Genomic DNA, 23,872 nt, shown 5'->3' with positions numbered 1-23,872 from the left:
GACTGGAGCGCCGGGTAAGGTTAGGTTAGCCTCACCGATTAATCGGGACGGCGCCAACGATCAATCCCGCCGGGAGGTGAACCGCATGTACGTCTGCTCGTGCTTCGGCATTACGGAGCAGCAGGTCAAGGAACATGCGGCAGCCGGGGCGTGCACTCCCCGCCAGATAGCCTCCGCCTGCAAGGCGGGCACGGACTGCGGCGGCTGCGTCCGCAGGATCCAGGCGATGCTCGGCCGCGGCGCCTGCGCGCCTCGCGAGCTGCTCGCCCAGCGGCTCGCGGAGCCCGGCGGCACCCCCGAGCAGCCTCTCTCGCCCGGCGCGGCTCCCGCTGCCGACCCGGGCATCGCTCCCGGTAGGGCCCCGGGCATTGCCCCCGGCAGGGTCCCGGGCATCCGGCTTCCCGACGCGGCCTGAGCTCAGGGGTCGGCCCCTCCCCGGCCTTCGGGAAACTCAGCTGTCCGGCTGCTCGATCTGCTGCGAGATGTAGAGCGGTTCACCGAGCTTCTCGATCAGCTCCAGCTGGGTGTCGAGGTAGTCGATGTGATGCTCCTCGTCTTCGAGGATCGACTCAAAGATATTTGCGGATGTGATGTCGCCCTTGTTGCGCATCAAGTCGATGCCGCGCTTCAGCCGGTCGATCGCCTCCACCTCGACCTGGCGGTCGGCCTGGAACATCTCGGTGACGGTCTGGCCCACCCGTACATGGAACAGTCGCTGGTAGTTGGGGAGTCCGTCGAGAAAGAGAATGCGGTCCGTCAGGGTCTCGGCGTGCTTCATCTCGTCGAACGACTCGGAGCGCGTGTACTTCGCCAGCTTCGTCCAGCCGAAGTTCTCCTGCATCTTTGCATGCAGGAAATACTGGTTGATGGCAGTCAATTCGGCGGTCAGCTGTTCGTTCAGGAACTCGAGGACCTCGGGGTCGCCCTGCATCGCAGAGGCTCCTTCCAACCGGTGAACTGGTCAAGTTGGGCGCATCCTCGCACCGCACCCCCTGGTCGTCCAGTAAGTACACGCTTAGTGCGGGCTGTCCGAATTGCCTCTGCCCTGGTCATGACCACCCCTGCCTGTCTGTCACCATGGAGTCATGGGTCAGCCGGAAAGCCGGGAATACCGCGAATCAGAGCAGTCCGAGCTTCCGCCGGGACAGCGACTGCAGCGCGGTTGGCCAGTCACCCACTACGGGCCTGTTCCCAAGTTCAAGCCCGACCGCTGGGAGTTCCGGGTCTTCGGGGCCACCGCGGACGGTGAGAAGCACTGCTGGAACCATCAGGAGTTCTCGGCCCTGCCGTTCTCGTCGGTCGTCGCCGACCTGCACTGCGTCACCAAATTCAGCATGGTCGGCGCCGAATGGGGCGGGGTTCTCGCCCGCACGATCGTCGAACTCGCGCCTCCCTCGCCCCAGGCCACCCATGTCATGGTCTGGGCCGAGTACGGTTTCAGCTCCAACCTGCGGCTTTCCGACTTCACCTCGGACCGAACACTTTTCGCCACCCATCAGGGTGGTGAGCTGCTCACCGCTGAGCACGGCTTTCCGCTGCGCCTCGTCGTGCCGCATCTGTACGCCTGGAAGGGGCCCAAGTGGGTCCGGGGCGTCGAGTACATGACGGCCGACCGCCGGGGCTTCTGGGAGGAGCGGGGGTATCACAACATCGGTGACCCCTGGCGTGAGCAGCGGTACTCCTACCAGGAGGAGCCCGGGGAGGGCCCCGAGCTCTGACCTGCCGGCCGGTTCCGCCCTGCGGTGCGGCGGGCCCGCCCTCAGTGGTGGTATCGGTGCGCCACCGCGTGGCCGCTGCCGCGGCCGATCATCCACTTGTTGACCGGTGTGGTGACGACGAAGGCGATGGCCAGGGACATCGCGAGGGCTCCCCAGAACAGTGCGTCGGCGAGCTGGGCGTCCATGGCTCCGGGCCAGAGCGCGATCACGCCGTTGTCGATCAGTTCCATCACGGCGATGGAGAGGGTATCGGCGGCGAGGGCGACCCGGAACGCCGTTCGGAAGTCCACGCCGGCCGTGAGGACGGAGCGCAGGGTCAGCGCGTAGCCGAAGGCGAAGGCCAGGATGATCGCGAGGATCATCGTCTGCGCGTTGCCCCAGTCGAGCGCCGTTCCGACGACCATGCCGAGGATCTCGCCGATGGCGCATCCGGTGAGGCAGTGCAGGGTGGCGCGTGCGGCCATGGGCCAGTCGGCCGCGCCGGGCGTGTGCGCCGCCCGGCCGGTGTGAACCGCGTGGTCGGCATGGCTCGCGTGGTCCGCGTGCCGACCGTCGTGGTTCCGGTGCTCGTGGTGCTCGTGCCGGCCCTGCTGCTCGTGCTGTTCGTCGCGTGCGTCGTGCTGCATGGCGATCCCCCGACTCCGGTAGCGGTTCCCGTCGACATAGGAACCACATACCCCCTGGGGGTATTCCCCGTGCGGTGCGGATTCAGCTCCGGTCGCGGAGTTCCTTCAGCCGCGCCACGTCCGCCGCATGGCCTTCCTTGCCGCCCGGTGTCTCGATGACCAGCGGTACCCCGGCCGTCGCCGGATGGGCGAACAGCTCCCGGAACGGCTCCCGGCCGATGTGACCGGCGCCGATGTTCTCGTGCCGGTCCTTGTGGGCCCCCACCACGTCCTTGGAGTCATTGGCGTGGATCAGTTTCAGCCGGCCCTCGCCGACCGTGTCCACCAGCAGATCCAGCGTCTGCTTCATGCCCCCGGGGCCCGCCAGATCGTGGCCCGCCGCGTAGATGTGGCAGGTGTCGAGGCACACGCCGAGCCTGGGGTGGGCGTCCAGCGCCTCGAAGTACGGGCCGAAGTCCCAGGTCCGCGAGCAGAGAGAGAACCCCTGTCCGGCCGTCGACTCCAGCAGCAGGTACGGGTCGTCGTCGTGCGTCAGCTCGTCCAGGAGCGGTCGCATGTGGGTGCGTACCTGGGCCAGTGCCTCCGCGCGCGGCCGGCCACCGGTCGCGGAGCCGGTGTGCACCACGACGCCCAGGGCGCCGATCTCACGGGCCCGGCGCAGGGAGTGGCGCAGCGAGCCCACGGACCTCTCGACGGTGGCCTCGGTGTGCGAACCGAAGTTGATCAGATACGGGGCGTGGACGTACGCCGGTATCGACTCGGCGGCGCACTCGGCGCGGAACCGTTCGTCCTGCGCCGGGTTCCCGGCCGGTGTCGCCCAGCCGCGTGGATTGGCGACGAAGACCTGGACGGCCTCCGCCCCCATCTCGCGGGCGTAGGGCAGGCCGACCTTGGCGAGGCCGCCGGCCACGGGGACATGGCCGCCGACCGGGTTGCGCATACGGATCTCAGAGTCCCTTGGTCTTGATGGTGATGGTGCTGCCTTCGGGGGCCTGGTCGCCGCCGTCGACGGACTGGCTCGCGATCGTGTCGCTGAAGGAGAGGAACGGGCGGTCGACCTTGACCTCGAAGCCCGCGGCCTTCAGCAGGTTCGTGGCCTCGTCGACGTCCTTGCCGGTGACGTCCGGGACATCGAGCATCCGCGGGCCCTTGGAGACCGTGAGCGTGATGGTGTCGCCCTCGGCGGCCTGGGCGCCCCCGCCCGGCGACTGGCGGGCGATCTCGCCCGCGGCCTCGGGCGAATTGACCCGGTCCGGCAGCACCTTGGCCTTCAGGCCCTCCTCCTCCAGCGCCGCGGTGGCCTCGTCGACCGACATCCCCGTCACATGGGGGACGTCGACCGGGCTGCCCTTGCTGACGACCAGAGCGATCGCGGAGTCCGGGTGGCGCTCGGTGCCCGCCGTGGGATCCGTACGGATCACCTCGCCCTGCCCGACCTCCTCGCTGAACTCCTTGGTGACCATGCCGGCCACCAGGCCCGCGTCCTTCAGGGCGCGCCTGGCCTCGGCCGGCGAGGTGCCCGCGACGTCGGGGACCTTCACGATCTCCGGACCGCGCGAGACGATGATCTTCACCGCGCCGTTGCCCCGGATACGGGCGCCCGACTTCGGGTCGCTGCCGATGACCTTGCCGCGGTCGACGTCGTCGCTGTAGGCCCGCTCGACGTTCTTCAGCTCGAGACCGGCGTCCGAGAGCCGCTCCCGGGCGGCCTTCTCGGTCTGGCCGAGCAGCGAGGGGACCCGGGTGAACTGTCCCGAGTTGATGTACCAGACACCGGCGCCGAGCCCCAGCACGAGCAGCACGGCGACGATCGCGGCGAGCAGTCCGCGCCGCGGCCCGGGACGGGCCGGCTCGGGCGGCAGCGCAGGCGGCATCTCCAGCCGGCTGGTGTGGTGGGCGGTGCCCTGGCCGACCGGGAGGACCCGGGGGATCACGCTCGTACGGTCCTCGGCGCCGTCGTGCGTCTCGGCGAGGGCCTGTGGAGGTACGGCGTCCAGCTGGGCGTCGGTGAGCCCGGCGCGCGCGGTACGGGACTCGGCGAGCAGGGCCACCGCGTCGAACGGGCGGACCTCGGGGTCGCGCGCGGTGGCGCTCGCGACCAGCTCGTCCAGCTCCACCGCGAGCCCCGGGACGACGGCCGACGGGGCCGGTACGTCCTCGTTGAGGTGCTGGTAGATCACCTGGGCGGGGGAGTCGCCGGTGTGCGGCTTGGTGCCCGTCAGCATCTCGTACAGCACGACGCCGCAGGCGTACACATCGGTGCGGGTGTCCGCCGTGCCGTGCTCGATCTGCTCGGGGGCGAGATACGAGACGGTGCCCAGGACGGTCCCGGTGGTGTTCGTGACGGCGCCCACGGCGCGCACCAGACCGAAGTCCGCGACCTTCACGCGGCCGTCGTCCCCTATGAGGACGTTCTCCGGCTTCATGTCCCGGTGAACGAACCCCGCCCGGTGCGCGGCGCCCAGCGCGGCGAGGACCGGCTCCAGGATGTCCAGCGCCGCCCGCGGCTGCAGGGCGCCGCGGTCGCGCAGGACGTCGCGCAGCGTGCAGCCCGCGACGTACTCCATCGCCAGGTAGACGTACGCCCCCTGGGCGCCCTGGTCGAAGACCGCGACCACATTGGGGTGCGCCAGCCGGGCCACGGACTTGGCCTCGCGGATGAAGCGCTCGACGAACGAGGCGTCGGCCGCGAGCGCCGGGTGCATCACCTTGAGGGCGAGCACCCGGTCCAGACGGGTGTCCAGGGCCCGGTAGACCGTGGCCATCCCGCCCACGGCGATGCGGGCATCGACGCGATAGCGGCCGTCGAGCAGTTGCCCGACAAGCGGGTCCTGAAGGGTCGTATCCACGCAAGCGAGTCTACGAGCCACCGCGGACATGGCCGACGGGCCGGAGCGATCCCGCGGCCGTACTGCAGCCGAGCCGTGACAGGGACATGCACGTGCGGCCCGTACCGGGGTCAGAACGCGGGCCGCTCCGGGTCCAGCACCGCCCGCCCCTCCACCGGCGACGACGCCTCGGCGAAGTGGCGCCGCGGGATCCGGCCCGCGCGGTACGCCAGCCGCCCGCCGTCCACCGCATGCCGCATCGCCGCCGCCATCAGCTCGGGCTCCTGCGCCCGGGTCACCGCGGAGGCCAGCATCACGGCCGAGCACCCCAGCTCCATCGCGAGCGCCGCGTCCGACGCCGTCCCGGCGCCGGCGTCGAGGATCACCGGCACCCGGGCGTGCTCGACGATCAGCTGGAAGTTGTGCGGGTTGCGGATGCCGAGGCCGGAGCCGATGGGGGAGCCGAGCGGCATGATCGCCGCGCACCCCACATCCTCCAGCCTCCGGGCCAGCACCGGGTCGTCATTGGTGTACGGAAGGACGGTGAAGCCGTCGTCGGCCAGGGTCTCCGCCGCGTCCAGCAGCTCGATCGGGTCGGGCAGCAGGGTCCGCTCGTCGGCCACGACCTCCAGCTTGATCCAGTCGGTGCCCAGCGCCTCGCGGGCCAGCCGCGCGGTCAGCACGGCCTCGCCCGCGGTGAAGCAGCCCGCCGTGTTCGGCAGGACACGGATCGCGAGCCGTTCCAGCACGGAGAGCACCGAACCCTGCACGGTCGGATCGAGACGGCGCATCGCGACGGTGGTCAGCTCGGTGCCGGAGGCGGTCAGCGAGCGCTCCAGTACGTCGAGGCTGGGCGCCCCGCCCGTGCCCATGATCAGCCGGGAACCGAACGTCGTGTCGCCGAGCGTGAAGAGATCGTCGGACATGGTCAGCCTCCCTGGACCGCGGTGAGGACTTCGATCCGGTCGCCGTCGGCGAGCGCGGCGGTGGCCCACCGGCTGCGCGGAACCACGGTCTCGTTGAGGGCGGCCGCGATGCCGGAGTGCGCCGTGGTGAGGGTCGCGACGAGGGTCTCCAGGGTGGTGCCCGCCGCGATCGAGCGGGGCTGGCCGTTGACGGACACGCAGAGCGCGACGGACTCGGTCATGCGGGCTGCTCCTGACGTGCGGAGGCGGTGGCGGACGGCGCGGAGGGCGACGGTACGGGGGCGGGCGCGAACCGCCCGGGAGCGAAGGGCCGGGCCACGGCGGGCAGTTCGCCGGTGGTCAGCAGCTCGGCCATGGCGTCGCCGGTGACGGGGGTGAGCAGCACCCCGTTGCGGTGGTGGCCGGTGGCGAGATGCAGACCGGGCAGGGCGGTGGGGCCGAGCAGCGGAGCGTTGTCGGGGGAGGCGGGGCGCAGGCCGGCCCGGGTCTCGGTGAGCGGCAGTTCGGTGATCCCGGGCACCAGCTCATGGGCGTCGCGCAGCAGCTCGTACACACCGCCCGCCGTGACGGTGGTGTCCCAGCCCATCTCCTCACTGGTGGCGCCGACGACCAGCTCGCCGTTCTCGCGCGGTACGAGGTAGACGTGGCTGCCGCGGACCACGGCCCGCACGGTCCGGGTGAGGAACGGTGCGTACGCGGCGGGCACGGTCAGCCGCAGCACCTGCCCCTTCACCGGCCGGACGGGCGGCGTGACCTCGTCCGGCAGCCCCGCGAGCCGCCCGCTGAGGCTGCCCGCGGCGAGTACGACCTGGTCGGCGGCGAGCTCCGTACCGCCTGCCAGCACGGCTCCGGTGGCCCGGTCCCGTTCCACTGCGAGGCGTTCCGCCCGGTCGCGGTGGACGACCACCCCGGCCCGCTCACAGGCCGTCAGCAGGGCGGCGGCCAGCCGACGGGGGTCGACCTGGTGGTCGCCGTCGACCCGCAGACCGCCGCGTACCCCCGGTGCCAGCATCGGTTCCAGCCGGCGGCACTCACGGCCGGTGAGCCACTGCGACTCCAGCCCCGAACGGAGGTGCAGCGCATGCAGTTCCCGCAGATGGGCGCGGTCGTCGGAGTCCAGGGCGACCGCGAGGGTGCCGCAGGTCCGGAAGCCGATGTCCTGGCCGCTCGCCGCCTCCAGCTCGGCGGCGAAGGCCGGATAGCGTGCGGCGGAGGCGACATTGAGGCCGAGCAGCATCTGCTCGCCGTAGTGGAGTTCGGTGACGGCGGCGAGCATTCCGGCCGCCACCCGGGCGGCCCCGCCGCCCGGGTCGGGGTCGATGACCGTGGTGCGCAGGCCGCGCTGCGCCGCCCGCCAGGCGGTCACCAGACCGATGATCCCGCCCCCGATGACGAGGACGTCGGATCCTGTTGCTGGGGTGTTCCCGGGGGAATGCATGGGCGTCCAGCCCCTCCCTTCGCCGGCATGACCCGGATCAGGTTCGTACGGTCGGAGGCCGCCCAGCCTCCCTCTCAGCCCGGTGCGTCCGGACTCCCGCGAGTGTCTTACGGTGGCCACCCTAAACCCCGTTCCCCACGCCCGGTAAGGGAGCAGTCACCGTGGCCCGTTCGCTCGACGGGCTCGTCCTCTCACGTGTCGCCGACCAGGCGCCGGGTCAGGTCGGCACCCGTACCCGCTTCACGTACCACGAGGAGAACGGCCGGTTCTGTGCCCAGTACGCGGGCGGCGACGTGGTCCGGGGACATCTCGTCGGCACGCGCTCCGGCGACCGGCTCGACTTTCTCCCCCATGGCCTCAAAGGCATGGGAGGTGCTCCCTCCGTCCAGTTGAAGCAGGACGGCACGACGTCCTCCGGGCACTGTCTCTCCACCGTCGTCGATCTCGCGGACGGCCGGGTGCGGCTGGACGAGCGCTGGGAATGGGAGTCGCAGGAGGGCAGGGGTACGAGCGTGGTCGAGGAGCTGCCTGCCTGACGAATCGTCAGGTGCATAAGCTGGGCGGGTGAGCGAGCAGCAGACAGAGCAGCCGGGCCGGCGGACAGAGCGCCGCGTCGTCATCGTCGGCGCGGGCATGGCCGGCGTGCAGACCGCGGTCGCCCTGCGGGAGCAGGGCTTCACCGGCCCGGTCACCCTCATCGGCGCCGAACCCCACCAGCCGTACGACCGGCCACCGCTGTCCAAAGCCGTCCTGCTCGGCAACGCCGAGGGCTCCGCCTTCGACATCGATTTCGAAGCGCTGGACATCCACCTGCAACTGGGCCGCGACGTGACCGGCCTGCGGCCCGGCGCGCACGAACTGGACACCTTGGCCGGATCCGTTCCGTACGACGTCCTGGTCGTCGCCTGCGGCGCCGAACCGGTGGTACTGCCCGGCTCCGAGGGGGTGCCGGGCGTCCATCTGCTGCGCACCCTCGACGACGCCGCGCGGCTGCGGCCGGTCCTCGACGAGCAGCACACCGTCGTGGTCGTCGGCGCGGGCTGGATCGGCGCGGAGTTCGCCACCGCGGCGCGCGCCGCGGGCTGCGAGGTCACCGTCGTCGAGGCTGCCGACAGGCCGCTGGCAGGCGTTCTGCCCGCCGAGGTCGCCGTCCCGATGGCCCGCTGGTACGCGCAGAGCGGTGCCGAACTCCTCACGGGCACGCCGGTGGCCCGGATCGAGCAGGGCAGCGTGGTCCTCGCCGACGGGCGCGCGCTCGCCGCCGGAGCGGTGGTCGTCGGGATCGGCGCCCGGCCCGCCACCGGCTGGCTGGCCGGCTCCGGCATTGCGCTGGGCCCGGACGGGTCGGTGACCGCCGACGACGCACTGCGCACCTCGCTGCCGGATGTGTACGCGGTCGGCGACTGCGCGTCCTTCCCCTCCGCGCGGTACGGCACGCGGCTTCTCGTCCACCACTGGGACAACGCTCTCCAGGGGCCGCGGACCGCCGCGGCCAACATCATCGGCGCCGGTACCGGCGGGGTGCAGCCCCTGACGTACGACCCCGTGCCGTACTTCTGGTCCGAGCAGTTCGACCGGTTCGTGCAGTACGCGGGTCATCACGGGGACGCGGACACCCTGCTGTGGCGCGGCGACCCGGCAGACCCGGCCTGGACCGTGTGCTGGCTGCGGGACGGCGCGCTGGTTGCCGTCCTCGCCGTCGGGCGGCCGCGTGATCTGGCCCAGGGGCGCAGACTCATCGAGGCGGGGGCGCGGCTCGATCAGGTGCGGGCGGCCGACCCCGCCGTACCGCTGAAGTCGGCCAGGGCGGATGCCTCGTGACGGCGCTTCCCCAGGGGCTGCCGGGGGCCTTGAGGGCGCTGGGGCGACCCCCGTCCGGTCGGGTCCGGGTACCGACTGTCGGTCCGGGATGGCACGCTTGTCCCCGTGACCGAGATTGACGCAAAGATCGATGCTCTCGTCCCCGCCTGGCTCCACCTCCCCGACATCGCGGAAATGCTCGATGTCGAGGTGACGCGCGTGCGGCAGCTGGTCAAGGAGGGCCAGCTCATCGCCGTACGCCGTGGTGAGAACCGGGCACTCCAGGTGCCTGCTGCCTTCATCGACGGCAACAAGGTGGTCAAGGGCCTCTCCGGCACCCTGACGCTCCTGAGGGACGACGGCTACACCGACGAAGAGATGCTGGAGTGGCTCTTCACCCCCGACCCCACCCTCCCCGGCACCCCCGCGCAGGCGCTGAGCGAGAATCGCGGCACGGAGGTGAAGCGCCGCGCCCAGGCGCTCGCCGTCTGACCGGGACAACCGCACGCGGGGTACGGGCCCGGGCCGTTCCGAGCGGCCCGGCCCGTACCGCCGCATGACGACGTAGCGCTGCACTCGTGCGGGGGCTCCGGACACACCGGGCCGCACCGCCGTATGCCGTATCGCCGCATCCAAGGGGGAACCTCACCATGTCCACGCCTCGCGCGCTGCTGTCCGAAGCCCGGCTCTATCTGTGCACGGACGCCCGCAGGCGCCAGGGCGACCTCCCGGCGTTCCTCGACGCCGTGCTCTCCTCCGGGGTGGACATCGTCCAGCTGCGCGACAAGGGCATGGAAGCGGCCGAGGAACTCGAGCACCTGGCGGTCCTCGCCGACGCCTGCCGGCGCCACGGCAAGCTCCTCGCGGTGAACGACCGGGCCGATGTCGCCCATGCCATCGGTTCCGATGTGCTCCACCTCGGCCAGGGAGACCTGCCGGTGCCGGCCGCCCGCGCCATCATCGGCCAGGACGTGGTGATCGGCCGCTCCACGCACGCCGAGTCCGAGGTCGACGCGGCCGTCGCCGAACCCGGCGTGGACTACTTCTGCACCGGGCCCTGCTGGCCCACCCCGACCAAGCCCGGCCGGCACGCCCCCGGCCTCGGCCTCGTGCGGTACGCCGCCTCGCTCGCGCAGCCGCGCCCGTGGTTCGCCATCGGAGGGATCGACGCGGGCAACCTCGACGAGGTGCTGGACGCGGGAGCACGCCGGGTCGTCGTCGTACGTGCGATCACCGAGGCCGACGATCCGGTGGCGGCCACCGCCGAGCTCGCGAAGCGGCTCAGGACGCGTGCCGACGGGTGACGGACGCGTCGGGAAAATCGCGGCTCATCCGACGAACATCGTGAGACTGTCCGAAGGATGGACAGACGGCCAGTCAATTCGGGCAATTGCCGCTGCTCTGGTTGGGGGAGCGGCGAGCCCTGGTTAACCTGCAGTATGGCTCTTGGCACTCCCTCTACCAGGACGGATCACGCACGCACGGTGCGTGAGCTGCTCGCGACCGGCAAAACTTCGTATTCGTTCGAGTTCTGGGCTCCCAAGACCGAGAAGGGCGAGCGCAATCTCTGGAATGCGCTGCGCCGTGTCGAGGCGGTGCGTCCGAGCTTCGTCTCCGTGACGTACGGAGCCGGTGGCTCGACGCGGGCCGGAACGGTGCGAGCCACCGAGCAGATCGCCGCCGATTCCACCCTCACCCCGGTCGCGCACCTCACGGCCGTCAATCACTCCGTCGCCGAGCTGCGCAACATGATCGGGCAGTACGCCGACGTCGGAATCAGGAACATCCTCGCCGTGCGGGGCGACCCGCCGGGCGACCCGATGGGCGAGTGGGTCAAGCACCCGCAGGGCGTGCGGTACGCCGCCGATCTCGTCCGGCTCATCAAGGAATCCGGCGATTTCTGTGTCGGCGTCGCGGCATTTCCCGAGATGCATCCGCGCTCGACCGACTGGGACACCGACGTCCGGCATTTCGTGGACAAGTGCCGCGCCGGCGCCGACTATGCGATCACGCAGATGTTCTTCGATCCTGAGGACTATCTGCGTATGCGTGACCGAGTGGTTGCGGCGGGTTGCGAAACGCCTGTCATCCCCGAGGTCATGCCGCTCACCAGCGTCAAGCAGTTGGAACGGTTTCCGCAGCTCAGCAACGCGACTTTGCCGTCGGCCCTGAAAGAACGCATCCTCGCCGTCAAGGACGACGCAGCCGCTGTACGCTCCATTGGCATCGAGTTCGCGACGGAGTTCTGCGCGAGGCTGCGCTCCGAGGGTGTGCCCGGACTGCACTTCATCACGCTGAACAACTCGACGGCAACGCTCGAGATCTACGAGAATCTCGGACTGCACAAGCAGTCGTGACCGGCCGTACCCGCCGACATCCCGGGCGGTGGCCGTAGAAAAGGGGGCGGGCATGGGCTGGACGGTCCTCTACATCGCGTTCGGCATCGTGGCGCTGTGGCTGCTCGGCGAGGTGCTCCTGCAGTACAAGGCGCGACTGCGCTGGCGCCTGCTCGCCTTCACCGGCTTCGCGGTTGTGGTCGTCGGTGTGCTGATGCCGTCCGTGCCGGTCATCGCCGTCGGAACGGTCGCGTTCGCCGTCGGCCAGACGTACGTGACCCTCTCCTTCCGGCGCGGCTTCTCGACCGGCTGGGCGATAGGGGGCAGTCCGGGCGAGAGCCGTCGCCGACGGAGCGCTGCCCCGGACACCCGCCGGGAGCCCACGCTCGAGGTGTCGGACCTCGAGGTGGAGTACGACCGGGCGGGCGAGGACGAGGCGAACAGCGCCACGCCCGCGGCCGCCGTCTACGAACCGGAGCCGCTGCCGGACGACACCGGGCAGTACGGCATCTACACGGATCCCCAGCCGCAGCAGCAGACCCGGCACGCCCCGGGGCAGCCCCCGTACGACGCCTACGACCCGTACACCGACTACTCCACGTACAGCGCACCCGGCCAGAGCAGCTACGACAGCCAGGGCACCTACGCAAGCCAGGACGCGTACGCGGGCCAGGGCACGTACGCCGGCCAGGAGGCGTACGCCACTCAGGACGGCTACGCGGGGCAGTACGACTACGGCACGGGCCAGCAGCAGTACGCCGCGTACTCCGACCCGTACATCGGGACCGGCACCACGGGCGGCTCCCCGCAGTACGGCACACAGGGCACGTATGCGAGCTACGACAGCTACGGCGGCCAGCAGCAGTACGCGGCGGACCCCTACGCCCAGCAGTACTCCGCAGAGACCCCGCCGGGCGGCGTCTGGGTGCCGCAGCAGCGCGAGGGCGAGCAGTACCCGCCGGAGCAGCCCGCACAGCCGGCCCCGTACCCGAACGGCTACGACACCGGCTACAACGAACAGCAGTACCGCTACTGACAGCTGTACTCATCGGAGTCGGAGTTCACCGGCAGCTGCCCCTGCATGTGAACGGGCCGGCCGGCAGCCGCACGCACCGGCGACCGCGCTCGCGCGCGGCCGCGTTCACTGGGAGCCGCGGAAGCCGTCGCCCTCCACGATGAGCCCGGCGACGAGTGCCCCCGACATTCCGGCGTGTGCAAGCCCGCCGCCCGGGTGCGACCAGCCACCCGCGAGGTAGAGCCCCGGCAGCCGTGTGCGGTTCCCGGGATGCAGATACGCGCCCGCGGCCCCGGCCAGCGCGGGCGCGGGCACCGAGCCGCCCTCGGCTCCGGTGTCGGCGGCGGCCTCCGCGGGTGTCCGGACCTCGGCGTGGAGCAGCCGCTCACGGATACCCGGGACGGCCGCGCCGGCCGCCTCGATCACCGTGTCGGCATACCGCTTGCGCAGCGCCGCGTCCGTCCAGTCCACGGTGGTGTGCGGGGCGACAGTCGCGGTCACGGTCACGGCCTCGTGCGCGTCGTCGGGGCGGGTCGACGGATCGTCCGGGCGGAACACCGTCACCGTGGGATGTTCGGCGAGCCGGCCGCCGAACACCGCCTCCCGCTCCGCCGCGCCGTCCGGGGCGTGCACCACGGTCCGGTGCACGGTGTCCGCGGGCCGGGCACCGCGCAGCGACAGCAGGACCTGGAACCGGCCCGGCACCGTCACCCCGCCCCCCGGCCGGGGCTGAGCCGCCACCTCGCCGTCCCGCCAGAGCTCCTGACCCGGCACCAGCCCCGGGTGCGGCCACGCCCCGAGCACCACATGGTCGGCCTCGGCCACCGTGCCCGCCGCGAGCTCGACGCCCGCCGCCCGGCCGTCCTTCTCCACGATCCGGGCCACTTCGGCGCCGAACTCGAACTCCACTCTCCGGGCCAGGCAGCGCTCGTACACCGCCTGCGCCAGCGCCCGCATCCCCCCGGCCGCGTACCAGCTGCCGAACGTCTCCTCCATGTACGGCAGCAGGGCCGCGCTCGCCGGGGCGCGCAGCGGATCGAGGCCGTACGACAGCGCGTAGCCGTCGAGGAGGGCGACCAGCCGGGGGTCCGCCAGCTCCCAGGCGCCGACCTCCGCCACCGTGCCCGCCTGCCGGGCGGCCCGCAGCAGCCGGCGCTGCCGCAGCGCCGGATACGGATCGCGGCCCAGCACCTGCCAGTCGGCGCGCAACGGCTCCTCCAGCAGCGGCCGCCGGGACCGGTCCCAGGCATCCCGCGCCCGGTCGAGGAACTCGCCCCAGCTGCCGCCCGCACCGGACCCCAGTGCGCGGTCCAGGGCGGCGACGACCCCGGCCCGCGAGGCGTTCGGCAGCGAGACCGCCGTGCCGTCGGCGAAGAGATGGCGGCTCGCCGGATCGACCTGCGTCATCGTGACGCACTGCTCCAGCGGTTCCTTGCCGGTCTTCACGAACAGATCGCGGTAGACCGCGGGCAGATGCAGCAGCGAGGGACCCGTGTCGAACGTGAAGCCGTCCCGGGAATACCGGCCGACCGAGCCGCCGTACGTCCCGGACCGCTCGTACACCGTCACCCGGTGGCCTGCCACGGCCAGCCGGGCGGCCGCCGCCATTGCGCCCATCCCGGCGCCGATCACCGCAATACGTGCCATGCCAAGGACCTTAACGGCCACCACCGACGACTCAGCCGGGAGGCCAGTGCGTACGGGTCCCGGCCAGACGTTTCTCCTCGCGCCGCTGGGCCCTGCGGCGCAGGAACCGGCGGATCCGGGAGGCGAGGAAGACCAGTATCACGAGACCGAGCAACAGGAGCACCGCGGCGACGACCGCGGCGGCCAGCGGATGGAATATCGCGAACGTGATGATTCCGGCGACGCCCAGATCCTCGGCCGTGCTGACGGCGATATTGCTGAACGGCTCGGGGGACGTGTTCACCGCCATCCTGGTACCCGCCTTCACCAGATGGCTCATCAGCGCGGTGGAACCGCCGACGGCCCCGGCCGCGAGCTCCGGCAGCGAACCGCTCTCACCGGCCAGAAGTGCCGCCACGACAGCCCCGGCGACCGGCCTGATGACCGTGTGCACCGAGTCCCAGAGCGAGTCCACGTACGGGATCTTGTCCGCGACCGCTTCGCACAGGAAGAGCACGGCGGCGGCCACGAGCACATCGGTGCGTTGCAGCGATGCGGGCACCTCGTCGGTGACACCGGTCGCGCCGAAGACGCCGAGCAGGAGGACCACCGCGTACGCGTTGATCCCGCTCGCCCAGCCACTCGTGAACACCAGGGGGAGTACGGACACGGACGCGATCGTAACCAGTGCCGCGGCGCTGCGGGTGGGGCCGGACGCGTAGCCCTGAGTATCCGTACCTAGTGCACGAGTTGAGTAGGTGCGCGGATGGGCTGCCACCTGCGCAGACGGAAGAGTGGAGACCACGGAGGGGCGCAGCGCCGGTACCGCCGGCACGGGGCGGCGGAACGGACGCCGCACTCCTCCGCAACGGGGGTGCACCACGGAGAGCACGGGGACCACGGGGGAACGACGGGGTCACGGGGAAAGGCTCTCCGGAAACACAGGAAGCGCCGGTCGGGCGAGGCTCGGGGGGATCGAGCCTCGCAGGACCGGCGCTTTCGTGCGTGCGTAACTCCCGGGCCGCGAGGGGGCGTCAGTGTCCGCTGACCCGGCCGTGCAGCAGCAGGGACAGTGCCGAGTGCACGTCGTCCAGGGACCGCTCGGGCTGGAACGCCTGCCAGTCCAGGGCAGCCACCAGCACCATGCCGACCAGCGCGGCCGCTGTCAGCGGGATGTCGATCTCCTCGCTGAGCTCCCCGTTCCCGACGCCCTCGCGGAGCACGTCCTCGACCACGGCGACGGCCTCCTGACGCACCACCAGGAGCGTTGCCTGCCAGGCGCGGTTGGTGCGCCACAGCTCGGCGACGTACAGCTGGGTGAAGGCCGGGTAGCGGTCGATGAAGACCAGACCGGCCCTGATCATCGCGTCAAGGGCCTCGACCCGGGTGCCGCCGCGCGCCCCGGTCTCGTCGGCCGCGGAGCGCAGCGACGCGGTCAGCAGGCCGACGCCGTGCCGCAGCAGCTCTTCGAAGAGTTCGGTCTTGCTCTTGAAGTTGTAGTAGACCGTGCCCTTGGCGACCCCGGCGCGTTCGGCGATCTCGTCGACCGTGGTCGCCGAGAAGCCCTTCTCCGCGATGAGGGTGACGGCCGCCTCGTAGAGCTTCTGCCGGGTGGCCTGACGACGCGTGGTGCCACTGCTTTCCATGCGGTCGATTCTCACAGGTCCCGGCGCGGTCACAGACTCAGCTCCGGATGCAGCCGGTCCAGCGTCCACACCTGCTTGCGGCGCGCGGCCACCGCGGTCAGGGCCAGCGCCCCCGCCGTGAAAGCCAGGAGCACCGCGCAGCCCTGCCAGACCGGTCCGAGCCCGCCGCCCGTGATCAGCCTGCGCAGCCCGTCGACGACGTAACTCATCGGCAGATAGGGGTGGATCGCGCCGAAGAAGCCGGGGCTGGTCTGCACGGGGTAGGTGCCCCCGGCCGAGGTCAGCTGGAGCATCAGCACGGCAAGGACGAGGATGCGTCCCGCCGCCCCGAACCGGGCGTTCAGCCACTGCACGATCGCACCGAAGCAGCAGGTCACAAGGGCGAGGAAGCCGATGGTCCCGGCGGCGTGGGTCATCTGCAGCCCGAGTCCCCAGTGCAGTACGGACATGAGGGCGGCGACCTGAACCAGACCGATGGCGGCCATCGGCAGCCAGCCCGCGAAGGCGATCCGCCAGGCGGACGCCCCGGCGGCGAGCGCCCGTCGGTTGAGCGGCTGGATCAGCATGTACGCCACCATCGCGCCGACCCAGAGGGAGAGCGGGATGAAGTACGGGGCGAACCCCGTGCCGTAGTTGGGCGCCTTGTGCAGCGACTGGGAGGCGAGCTTCACCGGGTCGGCCATCACATCGGTGCGCCGGTCGCGGTCCTGCTCGTCGTAGTCGGGGATCTCGCCGACGCCGTCGTTCAGCCCCTGGGCGAGCGTGGCTGAGCCGTTGCCCAGCCGGATCAGTCCGCCGTCCAGGCTCGTCGCGCCCTCCTTCAGCTCGCCGACACCGGCGTTCAGGTCGACGGATCCGGTTCTGGCGGACGTCAGACCGGTGTGCAGCTCGTCCGCGCCCTTGGCGACCCGGTGGGCACCCGTATTGAGCGCATTGATCTTCGCGACGGCGGACTTCAGGTCCTCGTCGAGGTGCGGGGAGCGCGCGGCGAGGGCGTCGGCCTGCTTCTGCAGGGTGGTGAGCTGTGCGCGCAGCTTCTTCAGATCCCCGTTCTGGTTCGTGACCAGTACGTTCACATCGTCGGCGACCTGGGCGACATCGGCGGCGGCGGTCGTGGCGCGTTTCAGCGGAGGGCAGACGGTGGGGTCGGGGAGCAGCTGGTCGTCGCACCGGGTGCGGTAGACGTCGGCCAGGTCGTCGGAGGCCTGGTGCGCGGTGGGCGCCGCGGTGGGCGCCGTCTTCACCAGCAGGTCGAGGTTGTCCCGTACGGTCTGCGAGGAATCGGCGACCAGCCGGGCGGTGTCGCCGATCGACTTGCCGTTGTCCTTCAGGAACGGGCGGACGTCGGCCGCCACGCCGTTGACCTTGTCGGCGAGCAGCTGTGTGCCGTCGGCGACCTGCCGGGCCCCCGTTTCGAGATCGCCCGCGCCCTTGTTCAGCCTGACGATCCCGCTCTCCAGCCGGCCGCTGCCGGCCTTGGCGTCCTTGAGCCCGTCCGCGAGGTCCTTCGAGCCCTTCTTCGCCTTGCCGATCCCGCCCTTCAGGTCGTCGGCGCCCTTCGCGGCCTTCGCCGTCGCGTCGTGGAGATCGGAGAAGGAGATGAAGATCCGGTCGAGGAAGCCGCGCGAGGCGTTGGTGGACGCGGCGGTGCGGACCTCGGAGAACACGGTCCGGGAGATCTGCCCGACTATGTAGTTGTTGGCGTCGTTCGTGCGCACCTGGAGTGCGCCGGTCTCCGGGGAGTCACCCGAACTGGAGGCGATCCGCTCGCTGAAGTCCGACGGCATGGTCAGCGAGAGGTAGAATGTTCCGTCCTCGACGCCCCGGGCGGCCTGGGCGGAGCTCACCTCGTGCCAGTCGAAGACCTTGGAGTCGAGCAGCTTGCGGGTGATCTCGTCACCGGCCTCGATGTGCTTCCCGGCGGCGGTGGCGCCCTTGTCGTCATTGACGAGTGCGACGGGGATCCGGTCGAGGCGGCTGTACGGGTCCCAGAAGGAGCACAGGTACAGGGCGCCGTAGAGCAGGGGCAGGAGCAGCAGCGCGACGAGTGCGGCACGGGGCAGCCTCCCTCTGCCGAAACGCTTCAGCTCAAGCGCGGCCAGTTTCGGCGATCGCATCGGCCGTCCCCTTCTCGGTCGTCGACTTCTGGGTCGTGGTTCCGGTCGTCTTCCGGGCCGCGGTCGCCTCGGCGGCCTCCGCGGTGGCGGTGTGTGCTGCCTCTGCGGTGCCCAGGGTGCTTTCCGCGCGCGTGCTGCCCGTGCCGCCCGCGCCCGCCTTGCTCTCTGTGCCGTCCATGCGCACGGTGATCGCGTGGTCGGGTGCCTGGCTGCAGACGGCGAGCACGGTCGTCCCGCCGGCGGCCACGGAGCGCAGCAGTTCCCAGGCCTCGGCGCGCTCGGTGTCGGAGAGCTTGAGGTCGGCGTCGTCCACGGCGAGCAGCCATGGCCGGCCGACCAGGGCGAGGGCCACGGACAGCCGCAGCGCCTCCAGCCGCTCCAGATCGCGTACGGAGGTCCGCCCGGCCTTGGGCAGGTCCGCAAGGCCGAGCCCGGCGGCGTCCAGCGCGGCGTCGATGCGGGCCCGGGAGGTGGCTGCGCGCTCGGCGCGGGGGCGGAGCAGCGTGCGCAGCGAACCGTCGAAGCGGCGCTGCAGAAGGGCGCGTTCGTGCAGGTGCTCGGCGACGGTGAAGGCCGGGTCGAGCTCACTGACCCCCGGCACCGGGCCGAGGGAGCTGATCCTGCGTACGGCGGCCATCTGGCGCGGAAGGCGCAGACCACCCACCTCGGCGCGGCCCTCGGCGGGGCGCATCCGACCGGTCAGGGCGAGCAGCAGGCAGGTGCGGCCGGAACCGGACGGGCCCTCGATCGCGACCAGGGCGCCGGGCGGGGCGTCGAGCCGTACGCCCCGGAAGGCCCAGCCGCGCGGTCCCTTGAGCCCGAAGTCCTCGGCGGTGACAGCTGCCCCGTGCGGGCTGTCCACAGACCCTCCCCTTTTAGACTGACTGGTCAGTACAAAAAGATAGCTCGAACTCCCGAACGACACAAAAGGCCAGGTCAAGGGCTAGCCGAGGTGGATTGTCAGTGGTGGGCCCCACGATGGATGCATACGGCCACGGAGCCGTCACACGACGACAGGAGGTTCGTCATGGCCAACTCGTCCGCAGCAGCCGCCTCTCGGTGCCGCGCAGGCGGCCCTGCCCCCTCACCGACCGGACCCGTCGCGGCATCGAGCGGTCCGGCGAACGACGTCCACCCGGTGCTGCGCCGCACCACCGCGCCGCCCGCCGCCCTCGATCTGCTGGCCCAGGCCCGCGCCGGCCTCGACGAGGCCGCCGTTCTCCCCGTGCCGAACGAGCGCTATGCCACCGCCCATCTCGCCGCGCTGCGCACCGCCGCCGCCGTGCTCGCCGCCCGCGGCCGGCCCGAAACGACCAGGCGACGCAGGGAGAGGATCCGCAGCGCCTGGGAGGTCCTCCCGGAGATCGCCCCGGAACTCACCGAATGGAGCGCCCTGTTCGCCTCGGGGGCCCGCCGCAGGGCCCGGGCGGAAGCGGGCATACCGGGGGCGGCCGGCAGCCGCGACGCCGATGATCTGCTGCGCGACGCCGCCATGTTCCTGCGCCTGGTGGAGCGGCTCCTGGCGCTCCAGCCGACGCTCCCGCAGGCCCGGAAGGAGCGGCCCGACGCGGGATGACGGCCGCAGCGGTCCGAGGCAATAGGGTGGACAGCACCTGCATCACCTGCACCGTTCACGCTCCGCCCGCAGTGGCGGCACCGTGCCGAGGAGTCAACTGCCGTGTCGGACCAGCTGCGCCCCCGCGCCTCCCTCCGTACCGCCGTGGTCTGGGAGGTCCTGAAGGACGCCCTCGACCGTCAGGTCAAGGCGACCGGCAGGGACGCCCTGGACGTCCTGGACACCGGCGGAGGCACCGGAAACTTCGCGGTGCCGGTCGCCCGGCTCGGCCACCGGGTCACCGTCGTCGACCCCAGCCCCAACGCGCTCTTCGCGCTGGAGCGCCGCGCCGCCGAGGCCGGAGTCGCCGACCGGGTCCGCGGCGTCCAGGGCGACATCCTCGGCCTGTTCGAGGTGGCCGAGCGCGGTGGTTACGACGCGGTGCTGTGCCATGGCGTCCTGGAGTACGTCGACGACCCCGCCGAGGGCGTGCGGAACGCTGTCGAGGCACTCCGCCCGGCCGGTGCGCTGAGCCTGCTCGCCGCCGGCCTCGGCGGCGCCGTCCTCGCCAGGGCCCTCGCCGGCCACTTCACCGAGGCCCGGCAGGCGCTCAGTGACCCCGCGGGCCGCTGGGGCGACGGCGACCCGATGCCCCGGCGCTACACCGCGGAGCAGCTCAACGAACTGGTCTCCGCGGCGGACGTGGAGGTCGGCGCGGTCCACGGTGTACGGGTCTTCGCCGACCTCGTTCCGGGCGTTCTGGTGGACACCGAGCCCGGAGCGATGGAGGCGCTGCTGAAGCTGGAGAGCGCGGTTGCGGAACTGCCGGCCTTCCACTCGGTCGCGACCCAGTTGCACGTTCTGGGCACGAAGCGCACCTGAGCCCGCGGCCGGGTCCGGGCGTAGCCGGGCCCCGGCACGGGCCGGTACCGGGCCGCGCCCGGCCGTAGCGCGGCTGATCAGCAACGCAGCTGCATACGGAGTACGCCCCAGGACCCCCGATCGGGCTCCAGTCACCGTATGATCGGGGGACACCATCCGGCATGACGGATCGGAGGTTGGGGAATCAACGCCTCAGCAGCTGTGCCGTCGTGGCGGCCCGGACTGGCTGATTGGCAATGAGGGCGGGTTTCACGGGGGCGAATCCCTGCCTATCCTGGAAGGGCCGCAAACCGGCCGCCCCCCGTGGCCGACGACGAGGAGGACTCCGTGCCGCTCTCGGAGCACGAGCAGAGAATGCTCGAGCAGATGGAGCGAGCGCTGTACGCCGAAGATCCCAAGTTCGCGACAGCGCTCGAGGGAAGCGGGCTGCGTACGTACACCCGGCGACGGGTCTACCAGGCGGTCGCAGGATTCCTGGTGGGTATCGCGCTCCTCATGGCCGGAATGGTCGCCAAGCAGATCTGGATCAGCGTGGTGGGGTTCCTCGTCATGCTGGGCTGTGCGGTCCTTGCGGTCACCGGTTGGCGCAAGGCGCCCAAGCCCGGCGAGCAGCAGGCTGCCGGTAGCGGGAGCGGACGCCGACACCCCAAGCAACGCCGAACCGTGATGAACCGGATCGAGCAGCGGTGGCAGCGCCGCCGTGACGAACAGGGTCAGTAACCCCTTCTGAACGTGTGTGGGTCAGGGGCGGCCGCATGAGCGCGGCCGCCCCTCACCCATGTCTGCGTACCACCCGCGCGGGCTGCACGCCCTGTGCTGCGGTGCCGCGCGGTCTCCGATCCGAACCGCCCACGGCTTTCGCTCTCCGCCGTCGCACGGCCGAGGGCGGAGCCGATCCGGCACAGAGCGTGCGGGACGGGGCGCGGCCGCCGGCCGCGCCCCTCAGCCCTGCTGCCGGGACGGCCACCGCGGCAACCCGCTCCACCGTGCCGCCCACCGGCCGGTCAGCGCGGACCAGCGCTCGGAGGCCGCCCACACCGCACGTGCCGTCGAGCGCGGTGCCAGGACCGCCCGGATCCGGGCGGAGCGGTCGGCGGAGGCCCGCAACCCGCTGCGTACCGTCTCCACGTCCTCCGTGAGCCCCGTGGCCGCCCGGGGCTCCGGGGCGTACAGCACCTGCTCCACCGCCCCCGCCACCCGGTGCACGGCGGCGGCCTCGTCGGGGTCCAGCTGCCCCAGCCGCACCACCCGCGCCGCCGCCTTGCGCGGCGTCTGCGAATCGTCGGGGCCGATGCCGTGGTCCCACGCCGTGTCGGTGATCTCCAGCCACGCAGCCAGCGTCCTGGCCGTCGCATCCGCCGGCGTACGGCCCGAGGACGCGTTCAGCCTCTGTGTACGCACCCGGACCCGCCAGAACATCGGCAGCAGCGGCAGCGTGAGCACCAGCAGGATCGCCAGGGCACCCCAGACGATGGTGCTCGTGGGCGTCCCGGGGTCCTGCGGAGCCGCGAAGCCCGGTGCCGCAGTGGGGCCGCAATCGCCCTGCCTGCTCTGCTGCGACGAGCAGCTCGCCGACGCGGAGGGCGCTGCCCGCGGGGCGGCCGCGGCACTCGCCTCCGGCCCGCTCGGGGCGGTCGTGTCGCCGGTGGGCGCGTCCGGCTGTGTGTACGTGGGCACGCTGCCCCGCGACGGCGTCGGCTCGAAGCGGGTCCATCCGATGCCCTGGAAGTACAGCTCGGGCCAGGCGTGCGCATCGCGCAGTCCGACCGACACCGAACCGTCCGTCTGCACGGTGCCGGGCGTGAAGCCCACTGCGACCCGGGCCGGGATGCCCAGCGTCCGTGCCATCGCGGCCATCGTGAACGAGAAGTGGACGCAGAAGCCCCGCCTGTCCTTCAGGAAGCGGGCGATCGCCGCCGAGCCGGTGCCGGAGGTCACCGAGGTGTCGTAGGTGAAGTCCCCCTCCGAGGCGAAGAAGTTCTGCAGCTTCACCGCTCGCTCGTAGTCGTTGGTGGAGCCCTTCGTCACCCGTTCCGCCGTCTCCTTGACCACCTTCGGGAGCGAGCCGGGGATCTGGGTGTACTCGTTCCGCAGCGCGGCCGGTGCCGGGACCGCCGCGGCCAGCTGATCCGCGGTCGGCTGCACCACCAGGCTGGAGACCTGGTACGTCGCCCCGCGGGTCGTCTGGCCCCGGTCACCGACGAGGGTGCGCCCCTCGGGCTCGTACCGCCAGCGCCCGTCGATCCTGATCTCGGCAGCCGGGTAGGGGAGCGGCAGATAGGTCTGCTGGTACGAGCGAGACGCGGAGACGTTCGTCCTGATCTCCGTGACGGCGACGTCCGAAGCCAGTCCCGCCGGATCGGGAAGCCGCTTCGGTACGTCCTGCAGGCTGCGCCGCGAGGGCCGCCACTCGCTTCCGGTGAACTGGTCCAGGGCCAGGATCCGCAGATAGAAGTCCTGGGGACGGGTGGAATTGGTGCGGTACGACATCACCTGCCGGTTCTCCGGCTGGTTCAGATCGTTCTGCAGCGAGACCAGCGGGTTGACCGCGGAGATCGTGCCGCCGCCTCCGCCCTTGCCCGCCCCGCTCCCCGAACCGGCCAGCACGCCGCCGTCGAGCGCGGGCAGCGCCGCCGGCACGGCCAGGGAGATCCCCAGCGCCAGCGCACCGATCCGCCGGCCGGTGCGGACCGGGGCGTGCACCTGGCCGCCCGACGCATCCCGACCGGCCGGTGTCCGGCCCACGCCGCCGAAGACCCGGCCCCACTGGGAGATCCGGTCCCGGCCCTCGGCCAGCAGAAGGAGCAGATAGCCGCAGGCCGCGAGCAGGAACCACAGCCAGCCCGCACCGCCGCCGCCGGACAGTCCGGCAGCCACCGAGTAGAGCGCGAGGAGCGGCAGTCCGGCCGGGGCCGCGCTGCGGAACGTCACCGCAAGGGTGTCCACGACAAGCCCGACCAGCAACACGCCGCCGACCAGCATCAGCCGGATGCCCTCCGTCGCGGGCGCCGGAATGGCGTACCTGCCGACATCGTCCACGCCTGTCGTCAGCAGGTCCGCGAGCCGCTGGACGGCCTCGGGACCGGGCAGGAAGCCGAGCACGGCCTGGCCCCGGGCGAACACCACGGTCACCAGCACCAGAGCGACGAGGAACTGCATCGCGATGGTGAGCAGCCGCGGCAGCGGCGCCCGGCGGGCGAGCGCGCCCACCCCGCTCTGGACCGCCAGCAGGAAGGTGGCCTGCAGGATCCAGTAGGACCGGTCGACCAACGGCAGCATCGACCCCGCCGCCAACAGCGTCGCCGCAAAGGCGCAGAGCGCCAGCCGACCGCGACCGCTCATGACCGTCCCCTCATGAC

24 protein-coding genes and 1 riboswitch are annotated in these 23,872 nt (G+C 71.6%); of the genes, 11 read left to right on the top strand and 13 right to left on the bottom strand.

The window, feature by feature from the left end; translation table 11 throughout:
* Positions 1–85 precede the first annotated feature (85 nt).
* Positions 86–415 (top strand): (2Fe-2S)-binding protein, encoded by a 330-nt coding sequence (locus LRD69_RS07340; RefSeq protein ID WP_277325747.1) that lies wholly within the window; start codon positions 86–88, stop codon positions 413–415.
* Positions 416–451: 36 nt separating this feature from the next.
* Here the strand turns inward: LRD69_RS07340 and bfr are convergent, their stop codons facing one another.
* Positions 452–931 carry a bacterioferritin gene (bfr, locus tag LRD69_RS07335; RefSeq protein ID WP_277325746.1) on the bottom strand — a complete coding sequence of 160 codons (480 nt, stop codon included), beginning with the start codon at positions 929–931 and terminating at the stop codon, positions 452–454.
* 154 nt (positions 932–1,085) lie between these two features.
* Between bfr and LRD69_RS07330 the strand changes: the two genes are divergently transcribed.
* The gene (locus tag LRD69_RS07330; RefSeq protein WP_277325745.1) at positions 1,086–1,718 is read left to right on the top strand and encodes a sulfite oxidase-like oxidoreductase; all 633 of its coding nucleotides are present in this window, start codon (positions 1,086–1,088) and stop codon (positions 1,716–1,718) included.
* Between the two features lie 41 nt (positions 1,719–1,759).
* On the opposite strand, the gene LRD69_RS07325 is transcribed toward LRD69_RS07330, so the two are convergent.
* From LRD69_RS07325 to thiO, 6 genes are all read right to left on the bottom strand, one after another.
* A complete protein-coding gene (locus tag LRD69_RS07325; protein WP_277329653.1) occupies positions 1,760–2,182 on the bottom strand; it encodes a DUF4396 domain-containing protein in 423 nt (140 codons plus the stop codon).
* Positions 2,183–2,426: 244 nt separating this feature from the next.
* A complete protein-coding gene (locus tag LRD69_RS07320; RefSeq protein ID WP_277325744.1) occupies positions 2,427–3,284 on the bottom strand; it encodes a deoxyribonuclease IV in 858 nt (285 codons plus the stop codon).
* A 7-nt stretch (positions 3,285–3,291) separates the two neighbouring features.
* Positions 3,292–5,193, bottom strand: a complete 1,902-nt coding sequence (gene pknB, locus LRD69_RS07315) for a Stk1 family PASTA domain-containing Ser/Thr kinase (protein WP_277325743.1) — start codon at positions 5,191–5,193, stop codon at positions 3,292–3,294.
* A 110-nt stretch (positions 5,194–5,303) separates the two neighbouring features.
* Positions 5,304–6,098: a thiazole synthase gene (locus LRD69_RS07310; RefSeq protein ID WP_277325742.1), complete on the bottom strand. Its 795-nt coding sequence runs from the start codon at positions 6,096–6,098 to the stop codon at positions 5,304–5,306.
* Between the two features lie 2 nt (positions 6,099–6,100).
* Positions 6,101–6,319, bottom strand: coding sequence for a sulfur carrier protein ThiS (thiS, locus tag LRD69_RS07305; RefSeq protein WP_277325741.1), 219 nt, complete (start codon positions 6,317–6,319; stop codon positions 6,101–6,103).
* A complete protein-coding gene (gene thiO / locus LRD69_RS07300; RefSeq protein WP_277325740.1) occupies positions 6,316–7,536 on the bottom strand; it encodes a glycine oxidase ThiO in 1,221 nt (406 codons plus the stop codon). Before thiO ends, thiS begins: the two co-directional genes overlap by 4 nt.
* Positions 7,534–7,646, bottom strand: a riboswitch (TPP riboswitch). Its footprint overlaps the gene before it by 3 nt.
* Positions 7,647–7,697: 51 nt before the next feature.
* Here thiO and LRD69_RS07295 point away from each other — a divergent pair.
* The 6 genes from LRD69_RS07295 (at position 7,698) to LRD69_RS07270 (ending at position 12,708) form a co-directional block, all read left to right on the top strand.
* Entirely contained in the window at positions 7,698–8,072 is a 375-nt protein-coding gene (locus tag LRD69_RS07295; RefSeq protein WP_277325739.1) for a hypothetical protein, read from the top strand.
* Positions 8,073–8,100: 28 nt separating this feature from the next.
* Entirely contained in the window at positions 8,101–9,357 is a 1,257-nt protein-coding gene (locus LRD69_RS07290) for an FAD-dependent oxidoreductase (protein WP_277325738.1), read from the top strand.
* A gap of 105 nt (positions 9,358–9,462) precedes the next feature.
* Entirely contained in the window at positions 9,463–9,828 is a 366-nt protein-coding gene (locus LRD69_RS07285) for an Rv2175c family DNA-binding protein (protein WP_093893586.1), read from the top strand.
* 158 nt (positions 9,829–9,986) lie between these two features.
* Entirely contained in the window at positions 9,987–10,640 is a 654-nt protein-coding gene (thiE, locus tag LRD69_RS07280; protein WP_277325737.1) for a thiamine phosphate synthase, read from the top strand.
* Between the two features lie 135 nt (positions 10,641–10,775).
* Complete coding sequence (gene metF / locus LRD69_RS07275; RefSeq protein ID WP_277329652.1) at positions 10,776–11,693, top strand: methylenetetrahydrofolate reductase [NAD(P)H]; 918 nt, start codon at positions 10,776–10,778, stop codon at positions 11,691–11,693.
* 52 nt (positions 11,694–11,745) lie between these two features.
* The gene (locus LRD69_RS07270) at positions 11,746–12,708 is read left to right on the top strand and encodes a hypothetical protein (protein WP_277325736.1); all 963 of its coding nucleotides are present in this window, start codon (positions 11,746–11,748) and stop codon (positions 12,706–12,708) included.
* A gap of 105 nt (positions 12,709–12,813) precedes the next feature.
* Here the strand turns inward: LRD69_RS07270 and LRD69_RS07265 are convergent, their stop codons facing one another.
* From LRD69_RS07265 to LRD69_RS07245, 5 genes are all read right to left on the bottom strand, one after another.
* The gene (locus tag LRD69_RS07265; protein ID WP_277325735.1) at positions 12,814–14,334 is read right to left on the bottom strand and encodes an NAD(P)/FAD-dependent oxidoreductase; all 1,521 of its coding nucleotides are present in this window, start codon (positions 14,332–14,334) and stop codon (positions 12,814–12,816) included.
* Between the two features lie 31 nt (positions 14,335–14,365).
* Positions 14,366–14,983, bottom strand: coding sequence for a DUF4126 domain-containing protein (locus tag LRD69_RS07260; RefSeq protein ID WP_277325734.1), 618 nt, complete (start codon positions 14,981–14,983; stop codon positions 14,366–14,368).
* A gap of 364 nt (positions 14,984–15,347) precedes the next feature.
* Positions 15,348–15,959 carry a TetR/AcrR family transcriptional regulator gene (locus LRD69_RS07255; protein WP_277325733.1) on the bottom strand — a complete coding sequence of 204 codons (612 nt, stop codon included), beginning with the start codon at positions 15,957–15,959 and terminating at the stop codon, positions 15,348–15,350.
* A gap of 29 nt (positions 15,960–15,988) precedes the next feature.
* On the bottom strand, positions 15,989–18,076 hold the full coding sequence (locus LRD69_RS07250; RefSeq protein ID WP_277325732.1) for a YhgE/Pip domain-containing protein: 2,088 nt from the start codon (positions 18,074–18,076) through the stop codon (positions 15,989–15,991).
* Positions 18,048–18,938 (bottom strand): ATP-binding cassette domain-containing protein, encoded by an 891-nt coding sequence (locus tag LRD69_RS07245; protein WP_277325731.1) that lies wholly within the window; start codon positions 18,936–18,938, stop codon positions 18,048–18,050. Before LRD69_RS07245 ends, LRD69_RS07250 begins: the two co-directional genes overlap by 29 nt.
* A 165-nt stretch (positions 18,939–19,103) precedes the next feature.
* Between LRD69_RS07245 and LRD69_RS07240 the strand changes: the two genes are divergently transcribed.
* The 3 genes from LRD69_RS07240 (at position 19,104) to LRD69_RS07230 (ending at position 21,233) form a co-directional block, all read left to right on the top strand.
* Complete coding sequence (locus tag LRD69_RS07240) at positions 19,104–19,652, top strand: SAV_6107 family HEPN domain-containing protein (protein WP_277325730.1); 549 nt, start codon at positions 19,104–19,106, stop codon at positions 19,650–19,652.
* A 102-nt stretch (positions 19,653–19,754) separates the two neighbouring features.
* Positions 19,755–20,513 (top strand): methyltransferase, encoded by a 759-nt coding sequence (locus LRD69_RS07235; RefSeq protein ID WP_277325729.1) that lies wholly within the window; start codon positions 19,755–19,757, stop codon positions 20,511–20,513.
* 327 nt (positions 20,514–20,840) lie between these two features.
* Positions 20,841–21,233, top strand: coding sequence for a DUF3040 domain-containing protein (locus LRD69_RS07230; protein WP_277325728.1), 393 nt, complete (start codon positions 20,841–20,843; stop codon positions 21,231–21,233).
* 222 nt (positions 21,234–21,455) lie between these two features.
* Here the strand turns inward: LRD69_RS07230 and LRD69_RS07225 are convergent, their stop codons facing one another.
* Positions 21,456–23,855, bottom strand: a complete 2,400-nt coding sequence (locus LRD69_RS07225; protein WP_277325727.1) for a DUF3488 and transglutaminase-like domain-containing protein — start codon at positions 23,853–23,855, stop codon at positions 21,456–21,458.
* Between the last annotated feature and the right edge of the window lie 17 nt (positions 23,856–23,872).

The organism is Streptomyces sp. JH14 (genome assembly GCF_029428675.1).
Classification (GTDB): domain Bacteria; phylum Actinomycetota; class Actinomycetes; order Streptomycetales; family Streptomycetaceae; genus Streptomyces.
This window is presented reverse-complemented; position numbering and strand designations above follow the sequence as displayed.

Excerpts from the sequence above, each read along its gene's own strand:
- thiE (WP_277325737.1), top strand. The coding sequence starts at position 9,987 with ATGTCCACGCCTCGCGCGCTGCTGTCCGAAGCCCGGCTCTATCTGTGC.
- LRD69_RS07250 (WP_277325732.1), bottom strand. The coding sequence starts at position 18,076 with ATGCGATCGCCGAAACTGGCCGCGCTTGAGCTGAAGCGTTTCGGCAGA.
- LRD69_RS07320 (WP_277325744.1), bottom strand. The coding sequence starts at position 3,284 with ATGCGCAACCCGGTCGGCGGCCATGTCCCCGTGGCCGGCGGCCTCGCC.
- LRD69_RS07240 (WP_277325730.1), top strand. The coding sequence starts at position 19,104 with ATGGCCAACTCGTCCGCAGCAGCCGCCTCTCGGTGCCGCGCAGGCGGC.
- bfr (WP_277325746.1), bottom strand. The coding sequence starts at position 931 with ATGCAGGGCGACCCCGAGGTCCTCGAGTTCCTGAACGAACAGCTGACC.
- LRD69_RS07225 (WP_277325727.1), bottom strand. The coding sequence starts at position 23,855 with ATGAGCGGTCGCGGTCGGCTGGCGCTCTGCGCCTTTGCGGCGACGCTG.
- LRD69_RS07255 (WP_277325733.1), bottom strand. The coding sequence starts at position 15,959 with ATGGAAAGCAGTGGCACCACGCGTCGTCAGGCCACCCGGCAGAAGCTC.
- LRD69_RS07330 (WP_277325745.1), top strand. The coding sequence starts at position 1,086 with ATGGGTCAGCCGGAAAGCCGGGAATACCGCGAATCAGAGCAGTCCGAG.
- thiO (WP_277325740.1), bottom strand. The coding sequence starts at position 7,536 with ATGCATTCCCCCGGGAACACCCCAGCAACAGGATCCGACGTCCTCGTC.
- thiS (WP_277325741.1), bottom strand. The coding sequence starts at position 6,319 with ATGACCGAGTCCGTCGCGCTCTGCGTGTCCGTCAACGGCCAGCCCCGC.
- LRD69_RS07310 (WP_277325742.1), bottom strand. The coding sequence starts at position 6,098 with ATGTCCGACGATCTCTTCACGCTCGGCGACACGACGTTCGGTTCCCGG.
- LRD69_RS07270 (WP_277325736.1), top strand. The coding sequence starts at position 11,746 with ATGGGCTGGACGGTCCTCTACATCGCGTTCGGCATCGTGGCGCTGTGG.
- LRD69_RS07340 (WP_277325747.1), top strand. The coding sequence starts at position 86 with ATGTACGTCTGCTCGTGCTTCGGCATTACGGAGCAGCAGGTCAAGGAA.
- LRD69_RS07325 (WP_277329653.1), bottom strand. The coding sequence starts at position 2,182 with ATGGCCGCACGCGCCACCCTGCACTGCCTCACCGGATGCGCCATCGGC.
- LRD69_RS07265 (WP_277325735.1), bottom strand. The coding sequence starts at position 14,334 with ATGGCACGTATTGCGGTGATCGGCGCCGGGATGGGCGCAATGGCGGCG.
- metF (WP_277329652.1), top strand. The coding sequence starts at position 10,776 with ATGGCTCTTGGCACTCCCTCTACCAGGACGGATCACGCACGCACGGTG.